The following is a 22517-nucleotide window of genomic DNA, read 5'->3' as shown; positions in this document are numbered from 1 at the left end:
GACCGAGAGCCCGTCGAGGAGCGCCCATGGAAGCCGCGGCCGTGATCATCGCCCTGATCTTCGCGGTCCTCGTCGCGCTCGCCGTGGTGGCGACGGTCCGCACTGTGAAAGCCGTCAAGCGCGGCGTGGACCGTACGGTGACCCAGGCCCGGCGCACGGTGGAGGACACCCGGCTCAAGGCCCGCCAGTACACCGTGCCGGGCGCCGCGGGCGAGGTGGCCCAGCTGCGGCTGTCCCTGCGGACGACGATGCGGGCCACGCAGGAGGCGCTGCGGCTGCGCGCCCCCGAGGACCCGTCCCTCTCCGAGTCCCTCGCCCTCTTCGAGCGCCTGAGCGCCCACGGCCACGAGCTGGACGACGACCTGCGGCGACTGGAGACCGAGCCCAGCCGCGAGCGGCTGGACGCCGCCCTCCCCGAGATGCGCGAACGCACGGAGCGCGTCCGGCAGGCGGCGGACTCGCTGCGCTGGGCCGCCCAGGACCGCGCCCGCCGGTTCTCGGACGACGACCTGGCGGATCTCAGCGAGCAGATCCGGATGGAGGCGGGGGCGCTGCGGCACTGGACGCCGGTGGACGCGGAGGAGGGCACGTCGCGGCATGAGCCGAAGCGGGAAACGAAACCGGAATCGAAATTGACATCGGAACCGGCATCGAAGCCGGCATCGGGACCGCGGCCGGAGCCGGAGCGGGCACGGCCCGCGATAGCGGGACAGGACATGTGGCGGAAAGACGCCCGCCCTTGGGAGAAGTGGCAGAAGAACGGACACCCGGAGGGCACGAGCTGACCGGCGGCCGCCCCGAGGGCGGCCCCCGCGATCCGAAGCGATCACCATCCCGGCCCGGGCTGCTTGTCCCGCCGCCGTGCGGGTAACCTCCGGTTCATGTCCCGCCATGTCGCGATCGTCACCGATTCCACGGCCTACCTGCCCCAACAGGCGATGGAGCGGCACGGCATCACGTCCGTGCCGCTGACGGTGGTGCTGGGCGACACGGCCCTGGAGGAAGGCACCGAGGTCTCCGCCCGCTCGGTCGCCCACGCCCTGCAGAAACGGCGGCCGGTGACGACGTCCCGGCCCGCCCCCGAGGTCTTCGCCGCCGCCTACCGCGCGGCGGCCGAATCCGGAGCCGAGGGCGTGGTCTCCCTCCACCTGTCCGCCGAGTTCTCCGGCACGTACGACGCCGCGCTGCTCGCGGCCCGGGAGGCGCCGGTCCCCGTCCGGGTCGTCGACACGGGCATGGTGGCGATGGCCCTCGGCTTCTGTGCCCTGGCCGCCGCCGACACGGCCTCGGCGGGCGGCACGCTCGACGAGGCGGTGGCCGCCGCGGAGAAGCGGGCGGCGGGTACGGCCGCCTTCTTCTACGTCGACACCCTCGACTACCTGCGCAGGGGAGGCCGCATCGGCGCCGCCCAGGCCCTGCTGGGCTCCGCGCTGGCCGTCAAGCCCCTGCTCCAACTCGTCGACGGCCGCATCGACCTGCGCGAAAAGGTCCGCACCGCCTCCCGGGCGGTGGCCCGCCTGGAAGAGATCGCCCTCACCCACGCCGGCTCCACCCCCGTGGACATCGCCGTCCACCACCTGGCCACCCCCGACCGCGCCGCCCAACTGGCAAACCATCTGCGCGAACGGGTGCCGAACCTGGGCGAGTTGCACGTGAGCGAGGTGGGCGCGGTGATCGGGGCGCATACGGGGCCGGGGTTGCTGGGGGTGGTGGTGTCGGGGCGGTAGGGACGTAGGGGAGGCTTGCGGTTGTGGGGTCGGGGGCTTGGGGTGGAGCTCTGAAGGGGCGCTGTGGGCGCGGGGTTGGGGGTGCCGGGGGCGGAGCCGCGGGAGGGCCTGCGGTCGTGGGGTCGGGGGTTCGGGGTGGAGCTCCGAAGGGGGCTGCGGGTGCAGGGCCGGGGGTGCGGGGGCGGAGCCCCCGAAGAAACGGTGAAAGGGCGGGGCCGGGGCACTCCTCCTGCCCGCCAACCGCCGGAATTCGCTCGGCGCGCCCCTGCCCGCAACCGCTTGCGTCCATCGATCGGGTGACGAAGTTATCCACAACTCCGCACTCATCCACCGGTTTTACTCAAGATCCCCTACTCGTGCGGCGCACTCCTACCGTCAACTTCCATGACGACGACGGCCGCACTCGACGCACCCGCGCCCACACCCGACCCCACCCTCCGCGACCGCGCTTCCGCACTGATGGGAGCCCCGGTCCCGAAGAAGCCAGCCACGGCGAAGGAACCTGCCGCCCAGAAGAGAACCGCACCCCCACCCGCCAACGACCGCCCACCAGGCCGCCCCCGCCGGATCCGAGGCGGCTGCCGAGCCGGATCCGGCCCGGGACGGGGAACGCACTCCGGAACGACGGAACGGCCATGCGCGGACGGGCCGCGTCCAGGAACGACCCGAGCCACCCGCCCCGACCCCGTACCGACAGCGAGCAGCCCCGACCCCCTCCCACGCCCCACCCGCTGGCGCCTGGCGCTCCAGGAGAAACTGCCCCTCTGGTTCCAACTCCGTTGCGGAATCGAGCCGCGAACCCTCGCCGCCCTCGCGATCGTCCTCGCCGCCGTCGGCCTCTTCGCGGCCTTCCACTTCTGGACGGGCAGACCGCGAACCGTTCCGGCCCCCAGCCGAGAGACCCCTGTCGCCGCACCCCTGCCGTCGGTGCGCGGCCGACCGGCCGCACCCCCGCCCGCGCCGGTGGCCGCTGTATCGGTCCCGCCGGGCGGCACACCAGCCCCGAACACCGGGGGAGTGGTGGTGGACGTCTCCGGCAAGGTCCGTCACCCCGGCATCCAGCGGCTGCCGGCCGGCTCCCGGGTCGTCGACGCCCTGGACGCGGCAGGCGGCGCGAGCCCCGGCGTCGACATGACGGTGCTCAACCGGGCCCGCGTGCTGGCGGACGGCGAACAGATCGTGGTCGGAGCACCCCCGGGCGCCGGCTCGCCACCCCCCAACACACCGGCCCGAGCGAACGGCGCAAGCCCGGGCGGCAGTTCCAGGCCGGCGACGGGAAACACACCCGCGGCAGGCCCCAACAGCCCGCTCAGCCTCAACACGGCAACGGTGGAGCAACTGGACGCGCTGCCGGGCGTCGGCCCGGTCCTGGCACAGCACATCGTCGACTACCGCACCGAACACGGCGGTTTCCGCTCGGTGACCGACCTCCGCCAGGTCAACGGCATCGGAGCCCGCCGCTTCGCCGACCTGCGCCCTTTGGTGCAGCCATGAGAAAGGCTCTCCCACCACCCGCGACCGACCCGCCGGACACCCCGCCGGCCCGGCCCGAGCCCCCGCCCGCCGTCCCCGCCGACCTCCGGCTGATGGCGCCGGCGCTCGCCGCCTGGGCCGGAGCCGCCGCCGCGCTGACCGCGGACGCGACGACGGTCACCGCACTGTGCGCAGTGGCCCTGCTCCTCGCCGCCGCGTCGGCCGGCATCGCGGTGAAATGCCGTAGAGGGACGGTGTCCGACAGAGGGACGGTGTCCGACGCGTCCGAGCACCCGGACAGGCCGGCGCGCCACGACGAACGGAGACACCCGGAAGCGCCCGCACACCCCGGCGACGCGCGACGGCCAAACGGCTCGACGCGCCGTAACGGGACCGCGCACCCCCACAAACCGACACACCCGAAGGGAGCCGCGCCCACCGACAGCCCCACGAGACCGGGCGACGGAGGTCGCTCCGGCGGATCCACGTCCGTCCGCAGTGCGGCGACCGCCGGTGATCCGGTGCGTGCGCAACGTCCCGCGCACGCCGATGGACCCGCGCACCCGCCCGGCGCAACGCGTTCCAGCCGGCCCGCGTCCGTTCGCAGCCCGGCGCCCACCGGCGATCCGGCGCGCCCGCAACGGTTCGCGCACGCCGATGGACCCGCGCACCCGCCCGGCGCAACGCGCTCCAACCGGCGCGCGTCCGTTCGCAGTCCGGCGCCCACCGGCGATCCGGCGCGCCCGCAACGGTTCGCGCACGGCGATGGAGACACGCGCCGGGACCGCCCGCCGCATCCCGGCGGCCCCGCGCGCCGGGCCCGTCTGCGCCGCGCCACGCGCCGCTGGGGCGCGACACTCGCCGCGGCCACCGCCGCCGCGCTGCTGTGCGGTGCCGCCGGGGCCGTGGTCGGTGCGCTGCGGGCCGCGGACGGCCGGCGGGGGCCGGTGCCGGGGCTGGCGGCGGAGTACGCGGAGGCGACGCTCGACGTCACGGTGACCAAGGACCCCCGGGCGGTCCGACCGCGCGTGCGCGGATCGGCGCAGGCCGCCCCGGCCGTCACCGTGGAGGGGGAGGCGACCCGGGTCGTGGTCACTAAGAGAGGGACTGCGACCGCGACCGAGGTACGGACACCAGTCCTGCTCCTCGTCCGGCCCGACTGGCTGGGCATCCTGCCCTCCACCCGGCTCCGGGTGACCGGACGGCTGGCGCCGCCCACCTACGACGGCGACAGGATCGCGGCCGTCGTCCGCGTCCGGCACGGACCGCCCCGAGTGATCGGGCAGCCCACCGGGCTCCAGCAGGCCGCCGCGCGGCTCCGCGCGGGCCTGCGGGAGGCCACCGACGGACTGGCGCCGGACGCGCGGGCCCTGCTGCCGGGCCTGGTGGTCGGAGACACCTCCCGCATCCCACCCGACCTCGACGAGGCGTTCCACACCACGGATCTCACCCACCTCCTGGCCGTCTCCGGAAGCAACCTGACCATCCTGCTCACCCTGCTGGTCGGCCCCGCGCATCTGGCGGCGCGAGCCGAACGCAAGGGCCTGGCCGGGCGATTGGGCATTCCCCTGCGGGGGACGGCGGTCGTGGGCGGGCTGCTCGTGCTGGGGTTCGTCGTGGTGTGCCGGCCGGACCCGAGCGTGCTCCGGGCCGCGGCCTGCGGCTCGGTCGCCCTGCTCGCCCTCGCCACGGGCCGCCGCCGCGCCCTGCTGCCCGCCCTCGCGGCGGCCATCCTGGCGCTGGTGCTCTACGACCCCTGGCTCGCGCGGAGTTACGGGTTCCTGCTGTCCGTCCTGGCCACCGGTGCCCTGCTGACGGTGGCCCCGAGCTGGAGCGCGGCGCTGCGCCGGCGCGGGATGCCGGCCCGGTTCGCGGAGGCCCTCGCGGCGACCGCCGCGGCGCAGGCCGCCTGCGCGCCGGTGATCGTGCTGATGTCGTCCCGGGTGAGTCTGGTCGGTGTCCCCTGCAACCTGCTCGCGGAGCTCGCGGTCGCCCCGGCCACGGTCCTGGGCTTCGCGGCCCTGGTCACCGCCCCGTTCGCCACTCCGGTGGCGCACGGCCTCGCCTGGCTCGCGGGCTGGCCCGCCTCCTGGACGGCGGCCGTGGCGCGGACCGGCGCGGCCCTCCCCGGCGCGGAGGCCGCCTGGCCGGGTGGCTGGTCAGGGGCGGCGCTGATGACCGCGGCCCTTCTGGCCACCGGGTACGCGGCCCACCGAGCCGCCCGGCGCCCCGAGCGGCACTCCGAGCGGCACCCGCCCCGCCGTCGGCGTCGGCGGCGATGGATCGGCGCGCTCTGCGCGCTCTTCCTCGCCCTGGCGATCCTCCGGCCGGCCCCGCTGACCCGGATCGTCACCGGCTGGCCGCCGCCCGGCTGGCGGTTCGCGGCCTGCGACGTGGGGCAGGGCGACGCCCTGGCGCTCGCGGCGGGCGACGGCGCGGCCGTCATCGTGGACGCCGGGCCCGAGCCCCGGACCGTGGACCACTGCCTGCGCGCGCTGGGCGTGCGGACCGTGCCGCTCCTGCTGCTGACGCACTACCACGCCGATCACGTGGACGGACTGCCCGGCGTCCTGCGCGGCCGGGCGGTGGGGACGATCGAGGGCAGTCCGTTCGAAGAGCCGCCCGGCCAGGCCGCGTTCGTGCGCCGCGAGGCCCGCCGCGTGGGCGTCCCGGTCGTCGCCGCGGCACCCGGCGAGCGCGGCCGGCTCGGCCCGCTGTCCTGGGAGGTGCTGTGGCCGCCGCCGCCAGGGGAGGCCGCCGAGGCGGAGGACGGCCCCAACGACGCCAGCGTCACCCTGCTCGTACACGCCCGGGAGCTGACCCTCCTGCTCCTCGGCGACCTCGAACCACCCGCCCAGCACGCCCTTTTGGCGCGGCATCCGGAGCTGCCGCCGGTGGACGTCCTGAAGGTCGCGCACCACGGCTCGGCCCATCAGGACGCCGAGCTGCTCCAGCGGGTGCGACCCCGGCTGGCCGTCGTCTCGGTGGGGACGGGCAACCCATACGGGCATCCCGCGCCGCGGACGCTCAGCGCTCTGCGTGCGGAGGGCGCGGTGGTGCTGCGGACCGACCGGGACGGGCCGGTGGCGGTGACGGGTGCGGCCGAAGCCGTCCTGGGCGGCCCGGACCCCGGGGCGCGACCTCCGGAACGGGGGACGGAGCGGGGGACCGGACGGTTCAGTCCGTCTCGACCCAGCCCTCGTACTCCTCGGCGAGCGCGTGCAGCGCCGCGCGGTCCAGCACGCCGTCCGGGTCCTCCAGGACGACCAGCCACTGCGCGTCCTCCGCGTCGTCCTCCCCGGCCAGCGCCTCGCGGACGATCTGCGGCATCCCTTCCAGGGGCTGTTCCTCGGCGGCCCGCTCGGCCGCCTCCTCGGCGGCCTCCCGGTCCGGAAGCACCAGCAGGAAGCGGGAAGGACGACCGACGGAGGAAGAGGAAGGAGAGGGGGAAGAAGGGGGAACGCTGCTCACCCGCCCATTGTGCGGTATGCCCGCACCACCGCGGAGGGGAGTGTTCGGGCCCGAGTGGGAAGGAACGTCCGGCCCCGAGGTGGGAGGAGTGTCCGACCCGCGTGGGATGCTGGATCCGATGGCCAGGAACACCGCGGGCAAAGCCGCGAACGACGATCTGCTCGCCCCCGTCACGCTCGCCGTGGGGCAGGAAGAGCTTCTCCTCGACCGCGCCGTGCAGGAGGTGGTGGCCGCGGCCCGTGCCGCCGACGCGGACACCGACGTCCGCGACCTCGCACCGGACGCCCTCCAGCCGGGCACGCTCGCCGAGTTGACCAGCCCGTCGCTGTTCGCGGAGCGCAAGGTCGTGATCGTGCGCAACGCCCAGGACCTCTCGGCGGACACGATCAAGGACGTGAAGGGCTACCTGGGCGCCCCGGCCGAGGAGATCACCCTCGTTCTGCTGCACGCCGGCGGTGCGAAGGGCAAGGGGCTGCTCGACGCCGCCCGGAAGGCGGGGGCACGGGAGGTCGCCTGCCCCAAGATGACCAAGCCGGCCGACCGGCTGGCGTTCGTCCGGCAGGAGTTCCGGTCCACGCGCCGGTCCGTGACGCCGGAGGCGTGCCAGGCGCTCGTCGACTCCATCGGCAGCGACCTGCGCGAGCTGGCCAGCGCCTGCGCGCAGCTCGTCGCCGACGTCGAGGGCACGATCGACGAGGCGGTCGTCGCCCGCTACTACACCGGCCGGGCCGAGGCGTCCAGCTTCACCGTCGCCGACCGGGCCGTGGAGGGCCGGGCCGCCGAGGCCCTGGAGGCGCTGCGCTGGGCGATGTCCACGGGCGTCGCCCCGGTGCTGATCACCAGCGCCCTCGCCCAGGGGGTGCGCTCGATCGGCAAGCTCGCCTCGGCGCCGCGCGGCGCCCGCCCGGGTGACCTGGCCCGTGAGCTCGGCATGCCGCCGTGGAAGATCGACCGGGTGCGGCAGCAGATGCGCGGCTGGTCGGCGGACGGCGTCGCGGCCGCGCTGCGCGCCGTCGCCGAGGCGGACGCCGGGGTCAAGGGCGGTGGCGACGATCCGGAGTACGCGTTGGAGAAGGCCGTGGTCGCCGTGGCCCGGGCGGCCCGCAGCCGCTCCTGAGTGCTGCGTGCCCGGGGCGCTCCTCCCGCGCCCCGGGTATGCCGAAGGCCCCGGTCCGTCCTGGGGAAGGACGGGCCCGGGCCCTCGGTTTCGTTCTGTGAGCCGTCAGGCTCTTGCCGCGCCCGCGTGGCGAACGACCGAGCGCGGCGGGGTGCCGTTCCGGAGCGGTAGAGGGGCCGCTGGTTCCGGTACCGGCAGGGGCCGGGGCTCACGCCCCGGAGAGGCTTCAGCCCTGGAGGGCGGCAACCTGCTTGGCCAGCGCCGACTTCTTGTTGGCGGCGGCGTTCTTGTGCAGGACACCCTTGCTGGCGGCCTTGTCGAGCTTCTTGCCGGCCAGGGCGACGGCGGCGGTGGCCTTGGCGGCGTCACCGGCGACGATGGCCTCGCGGGCCGCGCGGACAGCGGTCTTGACCGAGGACTTGACGGCCTTGTTGCGCAGGCGCGCCTTCTCGTTGGTCTTGTTCCGCTTGATCTGGGACTTGATGTTCGCCACGAAAGAGCCTTTTCAGGTTCGTTGGATTTCGAGAGTGCGCTCCGCGCGTGAGAGGGTCGCGAAGCACAGTGGACCAGGCTACCAGCCCGCCCCGGGCCGTCCCAAACCGGACGGCGGCCGCCGCTCATGGGACGATGGAGGAGTCGTATACCCGACTCCCGCCGAGACTGGCGTGCAAACGCCGAAGTCACCGAATGGATCCTGCGTGCCCGCGACCCCTACCAACGTGCCCGAGCCGAGCCGTACCGACCCGGCTCTGATCCGTAACTTCTGCATCATCGCGCACATCGACCACGGCAAGTCGACGCTCGCCGACCGGATGCTTCAGCTGACCGGCGTGGTCGACTCGCGGCAGATGCGTGCGCAGTACCTCGACCGGATGGACATCGAGCGCGAGCGCGGCATCACGATCAAGTCGCAGGCGGTCCGTCTCCCCTGGGCGCCCTCCGAGGACGAGTCGAAGACGACGCACATCCTCAACATGATCGACACCCCGGGTCACGTCGACTTCACCTACGAGGTCTCCCGTTCCCTCGCCGCGTGCGAGGGCTGCATCCTCCTGGTGGACGCGGCCCAGGGCATCGAGGCCCAGACCCTCGCCAACCTCTACCTGGCGATGGAGAACGACCTCACGATCATCCCGGTCCTCAACAAGATCGACCTGCCGGCCGCGCAGCCCGAGAAGTTCGCCGCCGAGCTGGCCAACCTCGTCGGCTGCGACCCGTCCGACGTCCTCAAGGTGTCCGCCAAGACCGGCGTCGGCGTCCCCGAGCTGCTGGACCGCGTCGTCCGCGACGTCCCGGCCCCGGTCGGCGTCAAGGACGCCCCGGCCCGCGCGATGATCTTCGACTCGGTCTACGACGCCTACCGGGGCGTCGTGACGTACGTGAAGGTCGTCGACGGCACGCTGCGCAAGCGCGAGCGGATCCGGATGATGTCGACCGGTGCCCAGCACGAGCTGCTGGAGATCGGCACCAACTCCCCGGAGATGCTGCCCGCGGACGGCCTGTCCGTCGGCGAGGTCGGCTACCTGATCACCGGTGTGAAGGACGTCCGCCAGTCCAAGGTCGGCGACACCATCACCCAGTACCAGAACGGGGCCACCCAGGCGCTGGGCGGGTACAAGGACCCCAAGCCGATGGTCTTCTCCGGCCTCTACCCGCTGGACGGCTCGGACTACCCGGAGCTGCGCGAGGCGCTCGACAAGCTCCAGCTCAACGACGCCGCCCTGGTGTACGAGCCGGAGACGTCCGCCGCGCTGGGCTTCGGCTTCCGCGTCGGCTTCCTGGGCCTGCTCCACCTGGAGGTCATCCGCGAGCGCCTGGAGCGCGAGTTCGGTCTCGACCTGATCGCCACCGCGCCGAACGTGGTCTACAACGTCCTCATGGAGGACGGGACCGAGCACGAGGTGACCAACCCGAGCGAGTTCCCGACCGGCAAGATCGCCGAGGTGCACGAGCCGGTCGTCCGGGCCACCATCCTGGCGCCCAGCGAGTTCATCGGCGCGATCATGGAGCTCTGCCAGACCCGCCGCGGCGTCCTGCTGGGCATGGACTACCTCTCCGAGGACCGCGTCGAGATCCGCTACACGCTGCCCCTCGCCGAGGTCGTCTTCGACTTCTTCGACCAGCTCAAGTCCAAGACCCGCGGCTACGCCTCGCTGGACTACGAGCCCACCGGCGAGCAGGTCTCCGACCTGGTCAAGGTCGACATCCTGCTGCACGGCGACAAGGTCGACGCCTTCTCGGCGATCACCCACAAGGACAAGGCGTACGCCTACGGCGTCCGGCTCGTCGCCAAGCTCCGCGAGCTCATCCCGCGGCAGAACTTCGAGGTGCCGATCCAGGCCGCGATCGGCGCCCGCGTCATCGCCCGTGAGACCGTCCGCGCCATTCGCAAGGACGTTCTCGCGAAGTGCTACGGCGGTGACATCTCCCGTAAGCGGAAGCTCCTGGAGAAGCAGAAGGAGGGCAAGAAGCGAATGAAGATGGTCGGCAGCGTGGAAGTTCCGCAGGAGGCGTTCATCGCGGTGCTCTCCTCGGACGAGAGCGGCGAGAAGGGCAAGAAGTAGCCGGTCCCGCTCCCGCCGCGCCCCCGGTGGCGCACGGACGCCCGCTCCCCGCGAGGGAGCGGGCGTTTTCCGTAGGCGCACGGGCCCGTACGGCGTTCCCGCCGCCCCGAGAGGCATCCCGCGCGGTACGTGTAAACGCCACCAATCACTTTCGGTCACAGCTTCAACAAGGCCCTCAGGGCCTCTTACGTGCGGGCCCCGGCGCCTCTAGGCTGATCACTGCTTGAAGGTTACTCGCGAGTCACCCAGCAACGAGGCGGGCCCCGGAGGATGCCGTGACCGACACCAGGACTTTGCTCGAGAACCGGCCGCCCTCCGTGGCGACGCTCTTCCTCGAACGCGTCGCCGCCACCCCCGATGCCGAGGCGTACCGGTATCCCGTGCCGCCCCCCTCCGGCCGCGGCCCGTCCGCCTGGGCCTCGCTCACCTGGAAGCAGGCCGCCGAGCGGGTGTTCGCGATCTCCGCCGGGCTGATCGGACTCGGCGTCGCCGCCGAGGAGCGCGTCGCCCTCGCCTCCGACACCCGCGTCGAGTGGATCCTCGCCGACCTGGGCATCCTCTGCTCCGGCGCCGCCACCACCCCCTCTACCCCAGCACCAACGCCGAGGAGTCGGCGTTCATGCTCGCCGACTCCGAGAGCAAGGTGCTCATCGCGGAGAACGCCGCCCAGCTCGCCAAGGCCCGCGAGCAGCGCGGCGCCCTCCCCGGCCTGGCGCACGTCGTGGTGATCGACGAAGCGGACGCGGTACCCGCCGAGGGCGACCCGGACGGCTGGGTGCTCTCCCTCGCCGAGCTGGAACGACGCGGCGCGGCCCGCCTGAAGGAGACCCCGGACCTGGTCCGCGACCGGGTCGGCGAGATCCGCTCCGAGCAGCTCGCCACCCTCATCTACACCTCCGGTACCACCGGCCGCCCCAAGGGCGTCCGTCTCCGCCAGGACAGCTGGTCGTACATGGCCCGCGCCATCGAGGCCACCGGCCTGGTCCGGCCCGACGACGTCCAGTACCTCTGGCTCCCGCTGGCCCACGTCTTCGGCAAGGTGCTCACGGCCGGCCACATCGGCATCGGCCACGTCACCGCCGTCGACGGCCGTGCGGACAAGATCGTCGAGAACCTGCCGGTCGTCCGGCCGACCTACATGGCGGCCGTGCCCCGCGTCTTCGAGAAGGTCTACAACGGCGTCGTCGCCAAGGCCCGGGAGGGCGGCGGGGCCAAGTACAAGATCTTCCAGTGGGCCGCCGAGGTGTCCCGCGAGTACGCCAGAGTCTCGCAGGACAACTACCGCCGCACCGGCAGCCGTTCCGTCCCCTTCGCCCTCGCCGCCCGCCACAAGGCCGCCGACGTCCTCGTCTACGCCAAGATCAGAGAGGCGTTCGGCGGCCGGCTGCGCGCCTGCATCTCCGGCGCCTCCGCCCTCGCCCCCGACATCGGCCTCTTCTTCTCCGGCGCCGGCATCCACATCCTGGAGGGCTACGGCCTCACCGAGACCAGCGCCGCCAACTTCGTCAACCCCGGCGAGGCGTACCGCACCGGCACCGTCGGCAAGCCGCTCCCCGGCACCGAGGTGCGGATAGCGGACGACGGCGAGGTCCTGCTGCGCGGCCCCGGGATCATGGAGGGCTACCACGGCCTGCCCGACCGCACGGCGGAAGTCCTCGAACCGGACGGCTGGTTCCACACCGGCGACATCGGCGAACTGTCGCCCGACGGCTTCCTGCGCATCACCGACCGCAAGAAGGACCTGATCAAGACGTCGGGCGGCAAGTACGTCGCCCCCGCCGAGGTCGAGGGCCGCTTCAAGGGCATCTGTCCCTTCGTCTCCAACATCCTGGTCCACGGCGCCGACCGGAACTACTGCACCGCCCTCATCGCCCTGGACGAGACCTCCCTCCTCAAGTGGGCGGCCGACCACGGGCTCGGCGGCCGCACCTACGCCGAGGTGGTCGCCGCGCCGCAGACCGAGGAGATGGTCGGGGAGTACGTGCGACGGCTCAACGAGGGCCTCCAGCGCTGGCAGACGATCAAGAAGTTCCGGCTGCTGCCGCGCGACCTGGACGTGGAGCACGGGGAGCTCACGCCCAGCCTCAAGCTGAAGCGGCCCGTCGTGGAGCGGGAGTACAAGGACCTGATCGAGGAGATGTACGAGGGGACGCGCGAGCGCTGACCGGTGCGCCTGCCCGCGCCCCGGCGCCGGGCGGCTCGGGGACGGTCCGGCCTCCGGCGGTCATGCCGGACAATGGACCCATGCCTTCCGTACTGCCCGACGGCGAGCCCGTGCCCGACGACGGGGCGCTGCCCCCGCACGCCCTCGCCGACGCGGGCCGGCGGCCCCTCGGCTTCTACCTGCACGTCCCCTACTGCGCCACCCGCTGCGGCTACTGCGACTTCAACACCTACACCGCGAGCGAGCTGCGCGGCTCGGGCGGCGCCCTGGCCTCCCGTGACAACTACGCCGACACCGTCGCCGAGGAGATCCGGCTGGCGCGCAAGGTGCTCGGCGACGACCCGCGCCCGGTCGAGACGGTCTTCGTCGGCGGCGGCACGCCCACCCTGCTGCCCGCCGCCGACCTGGGCCGGATGCTCGCCGCCGTCCGCGACGAGTTCGGGTTCGCCCCCGGCGCCGAGATCACCACCGAGGCCAACCCGGAGTCCGTCGACCCCCGCTACCTGGAGGAACTGCGGGCCGCCGGCTTCAACCGGGTCTCCTTCGGCATGCAGAGCGCCCGGCAGCACGTCCTCAGGATCCTCGACCGCACGCACACCCCCGGCCGCCCCGAAGCGTGCGTCGCCGAGGCCCGCGCCGCCGGCTTCGACCACGTCAACCTCGACCTGATCTACGGCACCCCCGGCGAGAGCGACGACGACTGGCGTGCCTCGCTGGACGCCGCCATCGCCGCCGGCCCGGACCACGTCTCGGCCTACGCCCTGATCGTCGAGGAGGGCACCCAGCTGGCCCGCCGCATCCGCCGCGGCGAGGTCCCCATGACCGACGACGACGTCCACGCCGACCGCTACCTGATCGCCGAGGACCGCCTTACGGCCGCCGGTTACGCCTGGTACGAGGTCTCCAACTGGGCCACCACGGACGCCGGCCGCTGCCGCCACAACGAGCTGTACTGGCGGGGCGCCGACTGGTGGGGCGCGGGGCCCGGCGCCCACTCGCACGTCGGCGGGGTGCGGTGGTGGAACGTCAAGCACCCGGGCGCCTACGCGCAGGCTCTGGCCGAGGGGCGGTCGCCCGGGGCGGGGCGCGAGGTCCTGAGCGACGAGGACCGGCGCGTCGAGCGGATCCTGCTGGAGCTGCGGCTGGTGGACGGGTGTCCGCTGTCCCTGCTGAAGCCCGCGGGCGCGCGGGCGGCGGAGAAGGCTCTCGCCGACGGGCTGCTCCAGCCGGGGCCGTACGAGGCGGGGCGGGCTGTGTTGACGTTGCGTGGACGGCTGCTCGCCGACGCGGTGGTGCGGGATCTGGTGGACTGAGCCCCGGCCCCGCCCTTTCACCGTTTCCAAACGCCGGACGGGCTGATTTCAGCCCGTCCGGCGATTGAGGACTGGGGGCACCCCCTCTGGGGGAGCGCGCAGCGCGCTTCGCGGGTGCGGGGCGCAGCCCCCGCGAGAAACGGTGAAAGGGCGGGTTAGGGGCACGTCACAAAGTCGATCAGCTCCTCCACCCGCCCCAGAAGCTCCGGCTCCAGGTCCTTGTACGACCGCACCCCCGCCAGGATCCGCTGCCACGCGGCCCCGTGTTCACCGGCCAGCCCAGCGCCCGGCAGACCCCCGTCTTCCAGTCCTGCCCCCGCGGCACCCGCGGCCACCCGGCGATCCCCACGGACGACGGCTTCACCGCCTCCCACACGTCCACGTACGGATGCCCGACGACGAGCACGTGCTCGCCCGTGACCTCCGACGCGATACGCGACTCCTTCGAGCCCGGGACCAAGTGGTCCACCAGGACGCCCAGCCGGGCGTCCGGGCCAGGGGCGAAGTCGCGGACGATGGACGGGAGATCGTCGACGCCCTCCAGGTACTCGACGACGACGCCCTCGATGCGCAGGTCGTCGCCCCAGACCCGTTCCACGAGCTCCGCGTCGTGCCGGCCCTCGACGTAGATCCGCCCGGCCCGTGCCACGCGCGCCCGGGCACCGGGGACGGCGAGGGAGCCGGAGGCGGTACGGGCCGGGCCGGACGGTGTGCGCGGCGCCGCGGAGGGCCGGACGAGGGTGACGACGCGGCCCTCCAGCAGGAAGCCGCGCGGTTCCAGCGGGAAGACGCGGTGCTTGCCGAAGCGGTCCTCCAGGGTCACGGTCGGCCCCTGCGCGGTCTTCTCGCAGCGGACGACCGCCCCGCAGAAGCCGGTTGTGACCTCCTCCACCACCAGGTCCGGCTCGGCCGGCACCTCCGGGACGGGGACGCTCCGCTTCCAGGGAGGCGTCAGGTCGGGGTCGTACTGTCTGCTGCGCACGCGCAGACGATAGGAAAAACCCGCCCTTCCGGCCTACGACACGCCGAAGCGGCGTGCCAGCGCGTTGCGTTGCTCACGGACAAACCGGGCGTCGACCGCCGCGCCGTGCCCCGGCACGTACACCGCGTCCGGCCCGCCGAGGGCGAGCAGCCGGTCTAGCGCCGCCGGCCAGGCGGCCGGGGTGGCGTCGGGGCCGGCCTGCGGCTCGCCGGACTCCTCGACCAGGTCGCCGCAGAAGACGACGTCCGGGGCGCCGCCGTCGCCCGGCACCAGGACGGCCAGGTCATGGGCGCTGTGGGCGGCTCCGAGCGAGACGAGCCGGACCCGGCGCCCGCCGCCCAGGTCGAGTTCCGACTCGTCGGCGACCTCGTGGGCCGGGGCCACCAGCCGGGCCGCCGCCTCGGCGGCGTCGCGCGCGTCCATCCCGTACCGGACCGCGTCCTCGCGCAGCTCCGCGGGGACGAGCCGGCCCGCGAGCCCCGCCGCCCCGTACACCGCCGCGTCCGCGAACGCGGCGGTGCCGAAGACGTGGTCGAAGTGACCATGCGTGAGTGCGATGTGCGTCACGGGCCGCCCGAAGAGCTCCCGTACCTCCCGCTCGATCTCCGCGCCCTCACGGAGCGTCGAGCCCGTGTCCACGACCAGGACGCCCGACGCCCCGGCGACCGCCCCCGTCGTCGCGTCCCAGCCCGGCAGCCTGCGCCGGGCCACCCCCGGCGCGAGCCGTTCCCAGCGCGCCCCCCTGTGCTGCTCCTGGTCCGTTCCTCCGTGGTTTCCCATGCCGGGAACCTAACGCGCGCGCGGTACGGTGACCCGTCCGGCGGCGCACGCGGATCGGACGCGGATCGGATACGGAGCGCGACTGCCTTGCCGTGGCCGTGGTGGACCGCCGTACACTGACGTGTGGGGTTTGGCACTCGTGACCTTTGAGTGCCAGGCAGGAGACCCGGGTAGGACCCGGGGAGAACCCCGCGAGACGGCTGGACCCGCTGGACTGGAGGTGTGCGCGGATGCTGAGCGAACGCAGGCTCAAGGTCCTGCGTGCCATCGTCCAGGACTACGTGGGCACCGAGGAGCCCGTCGGCTCCAAGGCCCTCACCGAGCGTCACCACCTCGGTGTGTCCCCGGCGACGGTGCGCAACGACATGGCGGTGCTGGAGGAGGAGGGCTTCATCGCCCAGCCCCACACCAGCGCCGGCCGGATCCCGACCGACAAGGGCTACCGCCTCTTCGTCGACCGGCTGGCGGGCGTCAAGCCGCTGTCCTCCGCGGAGCGGCGCGCGATCCAGAACTTCCTGGACGGCGCGGTCGACCTGGACGACGTGGTGGCCCGCACGGTGCGGCTGCTGGCGCAGCTCACCCGGCAGGTGGCGGTCGTGCAGTACCCGTCGCTGACCCGGTCGACCGTCCGGCACGTGGAGCTGCTGCCGCTCGCTCCCGCGCGGGTGATGCTGGTGCTGATCACGGACACCGGGCGGGTTGAGCAGCGGATGGTCGACTGCCCGGCGCCGGTCGGCGAGGTGGCGCTCGCGGATCTGCGGGCGCGGCTCAACAGCCGCGTCGTGGGCCGCCGGTTCACGGACGTGCCGCAGTTGGTGCAGGATCTCCCCGATTCCTTCGAGCAGGACGATCGGGGAACCGTTTCGACGGTCCTGGCCGTTCTCCTGGAGACCCTGGTCGAGGAGACCGAGGAGCGGCTGATGATCGGCGGCACCGCCAATCTCACCCGTTTCGGTCATGACTTCCCGCTGACGATCCGGCCCGTGCTGGAGGCGTTGGAGGAGCAGGTCGTCCTCCTCAAGCTGCTCGGCGAGGCCACGGACTCGGGCATGACCGTCCGCATCGGTCATGAGAACGCCCACGAGGGCCTGAACTCCACATCCGTCGTCGCCGTCGGCTACGGTTCGGGCGACGAAGCCGTCGCCAAACTCGGCGTGGTCGGACCGACCCGCATGGATTACCCCGGAACGATGGGAGCGGTACGCGCAGTGGCACGTTACGTCGGACAGATCCTGGCGGAGTCGTAAGTGGCCACGGACTACTACGCGGTCCTGGGCGTACGGCGCGATGCCTCGCAGGACGAGATCAAGAAGGCATTCCGCCGCCTCGCCCGCGAGCTGCACCCGGACGTCAATCCGGACCCCAAGACGCAGGAGCGGTTCAAGGAGATCAACGCCGCTTACGAGGTGCTCTCGGACCCGCAGAAGAAGCAGGTCTACGACCTCGGCGGCGACCCGCTCTCGTCCTCGGGCGGCGGCGGTGGCGCCGGCGGCTTCGGTGCCGGGTTCGGCAACTTCTCCGACATCATGGACGCCTTCTTCGGCCAGGCGTCGCAGCGCGGCCCGCGCTCGCGCACCCGCCGCGGCCAGGACGCGATGATCCGGCTGGAAGTCGACCTGGACGAGGCGACGTTCGGCACGACCAAGGAGATCCAGGTCGACACGGCCGTCGTCTGCACCACGTGCAGCGGCGAGGGCGCCGCCCCCGGCACGTCCGCGCAGACCTGTGACATGTGCCGCGGCCGCGGTGAGGTCTCGCAGGTCACCCGCTCGTTCCTGGGCCAGGTCATGACCTCCCGCCCGTGCCCGCAGTGCCAGGGCTTCGGCACGGTCGTGCCGACCCCGTGCCCGGAGTGCGCCGGCGACGGCCGCGTCCGGTCGCGCCGCACGCTGACGGTCAAGATCCCCGCCGGTGTCGACAACGGCACCCGCATCCAGCTCGCGGGCGAGGGCGAGGTCGGCCCCGGCGGCGGCCCGGCCGGCGACCTCTACGTCGAGATCCACGAGAAGCCGCACCCGGTCTTCCAGCGGCGCGGCGACGACCTGCACTGCACGGTCACCATCCCGATGACCGCGGCGGCGCTGGGCACCAAGGTGCCGCTGGAGACGCTGGACGGCATGGAGGAGATCGACATCCGGCCCGGCACCCAGTCCGGCCAGGCCATCCCGCTGCACCAGCGCGGCGTCACGCACCTGCGCGGCGGCGGGCGTGGCGATCTCATCGTGCACGTCGAGGTGCTGACGCCCGGCAAGCTCGACGCGCAGCAGGAGGAGCTGCTCCGGCAGCTCGCCAAGATCCGTGGCGAGGAGCGGCCGACGGGCGAGTTCAAGCCGGGGCAGCAGGGGCTGTTCTCGCGGCTGAAGGACGCGTTCAACGGGCGCTGAGGCGGTGCAGAAACGGCGCTGAGACGACGCTGAGGCGGCGCCGGGGCAGCGGCTCGCCGGGTACCGGCGGAACGGACGGATCCGGGGGCGCCCGGATCCGGTCCGGGGCGGCCCCGGCTCCGTCCGGCGCGGCCCGCGATCCGTCGGCGCGGTCCGTCCGTCCGGCGTGCCCCGTGGTCCGTTCGGCGCGTCCGTGGTTCCGTTCCGGCGCGGCCCGGGTTCCGTTCGGCGCGGTTCCGACGGCGTGACACGATGTGGTCATGGCCTATGAATCCGTTGGGGAATCCGTAGGGGCACCCGTTGGGGACACCGCGCTGACCGGCCTGTTCCGGCACCCGATCGTGCAGGCCCCGATGGCGGGCGGCGGCTCCTGCCCACCGCTCGCCGCGGCCGTCTCCGAGGCCGGCGGCCTCGGCTTCCTCGCCGCCGGCTACAAGACGCCGGCCGCGATGTACGAGGAGATCAAGCAGCTCCGCGCCCGTACGTCCCGGCCCTTCGGCGTGAACCTGTTCATGCCGCAGCCGCCCGCCGCGGACCCCGCGGCCGTCGAGGTCTACGCCGAGCAACTCGCGGGCGAGGCCACCTGGTACGACGTGCCCCTGGGCGACTGGGACCGGGCCACCGACGACGGGTACGAGGCCAAGCTCGCCATCCTCCTCGACGACCCCGTCCCGGTCGTCTCGTTCACCTTCGGCTGCCCGTCCGCCGAGGGCCTCGCGGCGCTCGCCGCGGCCGGCACGGTCACGGCGGTGACCGTCACCTCCGTCGCCGAGGCCCGGGCCGCGTACGAGGCGGGTGCCGCCGCGCTCTGCGTCCAGGGCGTCGAGGCGGGCGGCCACCAGGGCACCCACCACGACGATCCCCGGCTGGACGGCGCCGGGGCCGGCGCCGGGCTGCTCGCCCTGCTCACCGAGGTCCGGGAGGCTGTCCCGCTGCCGCTGGTCGCCGCGGGCGGGCTGATGCGCGGCGCCCAGATAGCGTCCGTGCTGGCCGCGGGCGCCTGTGCCGCCCAGCTCGGCACGGCGTTCCTCGCCTGCCCCGAGTCCGGCGCGAGCGAGCTGCACAAACGGGCGCTGACCGACCCGCTGTTCACCGGCACCGAGCTGACCCGCGCCTTCTCCGGGCGCCCGGCCCGCGGCCTGGTGAACCGGTTCATCCGGGAGCACGGCCCCTACGCCCCCGCCGCCTACCCCCAGGTCCACTACCTGACGGCCGGCCTCCGCAAGGCCGCCGCCGCGGCCGGCGACCCCCAAGCCGTCAACCTGTGGGCGGGCCAGGGCCACCGCCTGGCCCGCGACCTCCCGGCGGCCCGCCTCGTCGAGGTCCTGGCCGCCGAACTCGACGCGGCCCGCGCGTCCTTGACAGCACCATCCCGAGGGAGCGACTCATGACAGCGCCGGTCTTCCTGGTCGAGGAGGACTCCCTCACGGGCGTCTTCCCCGGCACCGTCTTCCCCCTCGACGGTCCCGAGGGCCGGCACGCCGTCTCCGTCCGCCGGCTGCGCGTCGGCGAGGACATCGTGCTGACGGACGGCCGGGGTACGGGCGCGCACGGCACGGTGGCCGCCGTCAGCGGCAAGGACCACCTCGACGTCGCCGTCACGTCCGTCCGCTCCGAGCCCCTGCCCCAGCCTCGGATCACCGTCGTCCAGGCCCTCCCCAAGGGCGACCGCGGCGAACTCGCCGTCGAGACCATGACGGAGACCGGCGTCGACGCGATCGTCCCCTGGGCCGCCTCCCGCTGCGTCACCCAGTGGAAGGGCGACCGCGGCCTGAAGTCCCTCGGCAAGTGGCGGGCGACGGCGAGAGAGGCCGGCAAGCAGTCCCGCCGCCTCCGCTTCCCCGACGTCACGGACCTCATGACGACCCGCCAGGTCGCCGACCTCCTCGCCGGCGCCGCCTTCGCCGCCGTCCTCCACGAGGAGGGCAGCACCCCCCTGGCCACCGCCGACCTCCCGGAGACCGGCGACATCGTCCTCGTCGTCGGCCCCGAGGGCGGCGTCTCCCCGGACGAACTGACGTCCTTCGAAGCCGCCGGCGCCCACCCTTACCGCCTCGGCCCCACCGTCCTCCGCACCTCCACGGCGGGCACGGCGGCGACGGCGCTGCTGCTGGGGCGGACGGGGCGGTGGAGCTGAGCCGGGCCCGAGGCCCGGCCGGCGGCGGAGTGGCGTGGGGAGAGGAGCCCGTATGACCGAGGACGAACTGGTCGCACTGGTCCGGCGCGTCATGGACGCGGACGGCGCCACGGAAGCCGAGGACGACGCCCTCGTCGCCCTCCTGGAGCGTCACGTCCCCCACCCGGCCATCACCGACCTGATCTTCCACACCCACCCGGAACCCACGGCGGAGCAGGTCGTCGCCGCGGCACTGGCATACCGCCCAATCGCGCTGTGACCCTTGGGCGGTGTGCGAGGACGCGGCCGTGGCCCGGCGTCCGGACGCCCGCCGGCGAACCGGTTTTCCTCACCCACGACCGTGCGGCGCGGGAAGCGCCGCACCCCTGAAGGGAGTTCCCCGTGCGCGTCGTCGCCCTCCTCGCCCACCCCCAGCCCGGCAGTTTCAACCACACGCTTTTCGAAGCGGTGACCGATGAGTTGAGCGCCCGCGGGTGTGAGGTCCTCGCGCACGACCTCTGTGCGGAGGGGTTCGATCCGCTCCTGCGGGCCGACGAGACGGGGACGGTGACGGACGCCGGGGCGACGGGCGACGCGCTCGTGGCCCGGTACCGCGCGGAGCTCGCCGGGGCGGACGGTCTGGTGTTCGTGCACCCCAACTGGTGGGGGATGCCCCCGGCGGTGCTGGTCGGCTGGATACAGCGGGTGCTCGCGCCCGGCGTCGCCTACAAGCTGGAGCACGCGGACGGCGAACCCGAGGGGCTGCTCCGGGCCGGCCGGGCGCTGGTGCTCAACACGTCCGACACCCCGGAGGCGCGGGAGCGGGAGGAGTTCGGGGATCCGCTCCAGCGGATCTGGGCCGCCTGCGTGCTGCCGTACGTCGGCGTCACCGACGTACGGCGGAAGGTCTTCCGGACGGTCTCGGGTTCCACGGCGGCGGAGCGCGAGGCATGGCTCGCGGAGGCGCGGGAGGCGGCCGCCGCGCTGGTGGCCTGACGGTCCCCGCCCCCGTCGCGGCCGGCGGCCCGCCTCGTTGTCAGTCCCGCCCGGTACGATCCGATCACGATCAGCCGACGACCCGGAGGGAGTGCACGGTGGCGGGAGAACCGCAGGCCGACTGCCTGTTCTGCAAGATCATCGCTAAGGAGGTGCCCGCGACCGTCGTCCGGGAGACCGAGACGACCGTGGCGTTCCGGGACATCAACCCCCAGGCACCCACGCACGTCCTGGTGATCCCCAAGGCGCACTACCCGGACGCCGCGTCGCTGGCCGCCGCCGAGCCGCTGATCGCCGCGGACATACTGCGGGAGGCGGGCGAGGTGGCCGCCGGAGAGGGCGTGGACGGCTCGGGGTACCGGATCGTCTTCAACACCGGGGCCGGGGCGGGGCAGACCGTGTTCCACGCGCACGCGCACGTGCTCGGGGGACGTGGGCTCAACTGGCCCCCCGGCTAGAACCGGCCAGAACCGGCTGGAACCGGCCAGCACCGCACAACGGGAGCCTCCACCGTGTCCGTACGTGAACTCGTCGTCCTCGGCACCGCCAGCCAGGTGCCCACCCGCCACCGCAACCACAACGGCTACGTCCTGCTCTGGGACGGCGAGGGCCTGCTCTTCGACCCGGGGGAGGGGACGCAGCGCCAGATGGTGCGGGCCGGGGTGGCCGCCCACGACCTCAACCGGATCTGCGTCACGCACTTCCACGGCGACCACTCGCTCGGTCTCGCCGGCGTGATCCAGCGGATCAACCTGGACCAGGTGCCGCACCCGGTCACCGCGCACTACCCGGCGAGCGGCCGCCGCTTCTTCGAGCGGCTGCGCTACGCGACCGCCTACCGGGAGACCGTGGAGCTGGCCCAGGAGCCGGTGTCCGGCAAGGGCCGCGTGCTGGCCGAGACGCCGTCGTACACGCTGGAGGCGCGCCGGCTCTCCCACCCCGTCGAGTCCTACGGGTACCGGGTCGTGGAGCCCGACGGGCGGCGGATGCTGCCCGCGCTGCTGGCCGAGCACGGCATCACCGGCCCGGACGTGGGACGGCTCCAGAAGGACGGAGTCCTCGGCGGGGTGACGCTGGCGGACGTCAGCGAGGCGCGGCGCGGCCAGCGGTTCGCGTTCGTGATGGACACCCGGCTCTGCGACGGGGTGTACGCCCTGGCGGAGGGCTGCGACATGCTCGTCATCGAGTCCACGTTCACGGACGAGGACGCCGCCCTGGCCGCCGACCACGGGCACCTGACGGCCGGTCAGGCGGCCCGGGTGGCGGCCGAGAGCGGGGTGCGTCACCTGGTGCTGACGCACTTCTCGCAGCGGTACGCGGACCCGGAGGTCTTCGAACGGCAGGCCCGGGCGGCGGGCTTCGACGGGGAGCTCACCGTCGCCCGGGACCTCACGCGCGTCCCCGTTCCCAAGCGGGAACGGTGAACAAGG

At 73.6% G+C, this 22517-nt stretch carries 18 protein-coding genes and 3 pseudogenes; 17 read left to right on the top strand and 4 right to left on the bottom strand.

All coding sequences use genetic code 11. The annotated features are described in order from the left end of the window. The first annotated feature begins 26 nt into the window (after nucleotides 1-26). The 4 genes and pseudogenes from ACQEVS_RS11385 to ACQEVS_RS11370 form a co-directional block, all read left to right on the top strand. A complete protein-coding gene (locus tag ACQEVS_RS11385; RefSeq protein ID WP_433018865.1) occupies nucleotides 27-785 on the top strand; it encodes a hypothetical protein in 759 nt (252 codons plus the stop codon). Between the two features lie 96 nt (nucleotides 786-881). Further along, nucleotides 882-1727, top strand: coding sequence for a DegV family protein (locus tag ACQEVS_RS11380; RefSeq protein WP_433018862.1), 846 nt, complete (start codon nucleotides 882-884; stop codon nucleotides 1725-1727). A gap of 1023 nt (nucleotides 1728-2750) precedes the next feature. Beyond that, nucleotides 2751-3221, top strand: coding sequence for a helix-hairpin-helix domain-containing protein (locus tag ACQEVS_RS11375; RefSeq protein ID WP_433018859.1), 471 nt, complete (start codon nucleotides 2751-2753; stop codon nucleotides 3219-3221). An 803-nt stretch (nucleotides 3222-4024) separates the two neighbouring features. Then, a pseudogene (locus ACQEVS_RS11370) lies at nucleotides 4025-6307 on the top strand (ComEC/Rec2 family competence protein); the annotation flags it as partial. Between the two features lie 70 nt (nucleotides 6308-6377). On the opposite strand, the gene ACQEVS_RS11365 reads toward ACQEVS_RS11370, so the two are convergent. Beyond that, nucleotides 6378-6605: a hypothetical protein gene (locus tag ACQEVS_RS11365; protein ID WP_433027449.1), complete on the bottom strand. Its 228-nt coding sequence runs from the start codon at nucleotides 6603-6605 to the stop codon at nucleotides 6378-6380. 172 nt (nucleotides 6606-6777) lie between these two features. Between ACQEVS_RS11365 and holA the strand changes: the two genes are divergently transcribed. After that, nucleotides 6778-7788: a DNA polymerase III subunit delta gene (gene holA / locus ACQEVS_RS11360; protein WP_433018856.1), complete on the top strand. Its 1011-nt coding sequence runs from the start codon at nucleotides 6778-6780 to the stop codon at nucleotides 7786-7788. A gap of 226 nt (nucleotides 7789-8014) precedes the next feature. On the opposite strand, the gene rpsT is transcribed toward holA, so the two are convergent. Next, a complete protein-coding gene (gene rpsT / locus ACQEVS_RS11355) occupies nucleotides 8015-8281 on the bottom strand; it encodes a 30S ribosomal protein S20 (protein ID WP_433018853.1) in 267 nt (88 codons plus the stop codon). A gap of 205 nt (nucleotides 8282-8486) precedes the next feature. Between rpsT and lepA the strand changes: the two genes are divergently transcribed. The 4 genes and pseudogenes from lepA to hemW all read left to right on the top strand — a co-directional run bounded on the left by lepA (nucleotide 8487) and on the right by hemW (nucleotide 13829). Next, nucleotides 8487-10352 (top strand): translation elongation factor 4, encoded by a 1866-nt coding sequence (gene lepA, locus ACQEVS_RS11350; protein ID WP_433018850.1) that lies wholly within the window; start codon nucleotides 8487-8489, stop codon nucleotides 10350-10352. Between the two features lie 275 nt (nucleotides 10353-10627). Beyond that, nucleotides 10628-11919 (top strand): annotated as a pseudogene (locus ACQEVS_RS11345) (AMP-dependent synthetase/ligase); the annotation flags it as partial. Nucleotides 11920-11964: 45 nt separating this feature from the next. After that, the gene (locus ACQEVS_RS11340) at nucleotides 11965-12516 is read left to right on the top strand and encodes a hypothetical protein (protein ID WP_433027446.1); all 552 of its coding nucleotides are present in this window, start codon (nucleotides 11965-11967) and stop codon (nucleotides 12514-12516) included. Between the two features lie 80 nt (nucleotides 12517-12596). Next, a complete protein-coding gene (gene hemW, locus ACQEVS_RS11335) occupies nucleotides 12597-13829 on the top strand; it encodes a radical SAM family heme chaperone HemW (protein ID WP_433018847.1) in 1233 nt (410 codons plus the stop codon). Nucleotides 13830-13984: 155 nt separating this feature from the next. Here hemW and ACQEVS_RS11330 read toward each other — a convergent pair. Together ACQEVS_RS11330 and ACQEVS_RS11325 are read right to left on the bottom strand one after the other, a co-directional pair. Continuing rightward, a pseudogene (locus ACQEVS_RS11330) lies at nucleotides 13985-14721 on the bottom strand (DUF3097 domain-containing protein). A 123-nt stretch (nucleotides 14722-14844) separates the two neighbouring features. Continuing rightward, on the bottom strand, nucleotides 14845-15591 hold the full coding sequence (locus tag ACQEVS_RS11325; protein WP_433018844.1) for an MBL fold metallo-hydrolase: 747 nt from the start codon (nucleotides 15589-15591) through the stop codon (nucleotides 14845-14847). A 230-nt stretch (nucleotides 15592-15821) separates the two neighbouring features. Between ACQEVS_RS11325 and hrcA the strand changes: the two genes are divergently transcribed. The 8 genes from hrcA to ACQEVS_RS11285 all read left to right on the top strand — a co-directional run bounded on the left by hrcA (nucleotide 15822) and on the right by ACQEVS_RS11285 (nucleotide 22511). Further along, nucleotides 15822-16838 carry a heat-inducible transcriptional repressor HrcA gene (gene hrcA, locus ACQEVS_RS11320; RefSeq protein WP_185945358.1) on the top strand — a complete coding sequence of 339 codons (1017 nt, stop codon included), beginning with the start codon at nucleotides 15822-15824 and terminating at the stop codon, nucleotides 16836-16838. After that, a complete protein-coding gene (gene dnaJ, locus ACQEVS_RS11315; RefSeq protein WP_433018840.1) occupies nucleotides 16839-17975 on the top strand; it encodes a molecular chaperone DnaJ in 1137 nt (378 codons plus the stop codon). It begins immediately after the preceding gene. Nucleotides 17976-18328: 353 nt separating this feature from the next. Next, nucleotides 18329-19366, top strand: coding sequence for a nitronate monooxygenase (locus ACQEVS_RS11310; protein WP_433027443.1), 1038 nt, complete (start codon nucleotides 18329-18331; stop codon nucleotides 19364-19366). Continuing rightward, complete coding sequence (locus ACQEVS_RS11305; RefSeq protein WP_433018837.1) at nucleotides 19363-20112, top strand: 16S rRNA (uracil(1498)-N(3))-methyltransferase; 750 nt, start codon at nucleotides 19363-19365, stop codon at nucleotides 20110-20112. The genes ACQEVS_RS11310 and ACQEVS_RS11305 overlap by 4 nt, the downstream gene beginning before the upstream one ends. Nucleotides 20113-20164: 52 nt before the next feature. After that, nucleotides 20165-20371, top strand: coding sequence for a bacteriocin immunity protein (locus ACQEVS_RS11300; RefSeq protein WP_433018834.1), 207 nt, complete (start codon nucleotides 20165-20167; stop codon nucleotides 20369-20371). A gap of 122 nt (nucleotides 20372-20493) precedes the next feature. Continuing rightward, nucleotides 20494-21087 (top strand): NAD(P)H-dependent oxidoreductase, encoded by a 594-nt coding sequence (locus ACQEVS_RS11295; RefSeq protein WP_433018831.1) that lies wholly within the window; start codon nucleotides 20494-20496, stop codon nucleotides 21085-21087. A 98-nt stretch (nucleotides 21088-21185) separates the two neighbouring features. Next, nucleotides 21186-21545, top strand: a complete 360-nt coding sequence (locus ACQEVS_RS11290) for a histidine triad nucleotide-binding protein (protein WP_433018828.1) — start codon at nucleotides 21186-21188, stop codon at nucleotides 21543-21545. A 54-nt stretch (nucleotides 21546-21599) separates the two neighbouring features. Continuing rightward, the gene (locus tag ACQEVS_RS11285; protein ID WP_433018825.1) at nucleotides 21600-22511 is read left to right on the top strand and encodes a ribonuclease Z; all 912 of its coding nucleotides are present in this window, start codon (nucleotides 21600-21602) and stop codon (nucleotides 22509-22511) included. Nucleotides 22512-22517 lie beyond the last annotated feature (6 nt).

This window comes from Streptomyces sp. CA-181903, assembly GCF_050937075.1.
Classification (GTDB): Bacteria; Actinomycetota; Actinomycetes; order Streptomycetales; family Streptomycetaceae; genus Streptomyces.
The sequence above is the reverse complement of the archived record's forward strand: the minus strand, read 5'-3'. Positions and strand labels throughout refer to the sequence as shown.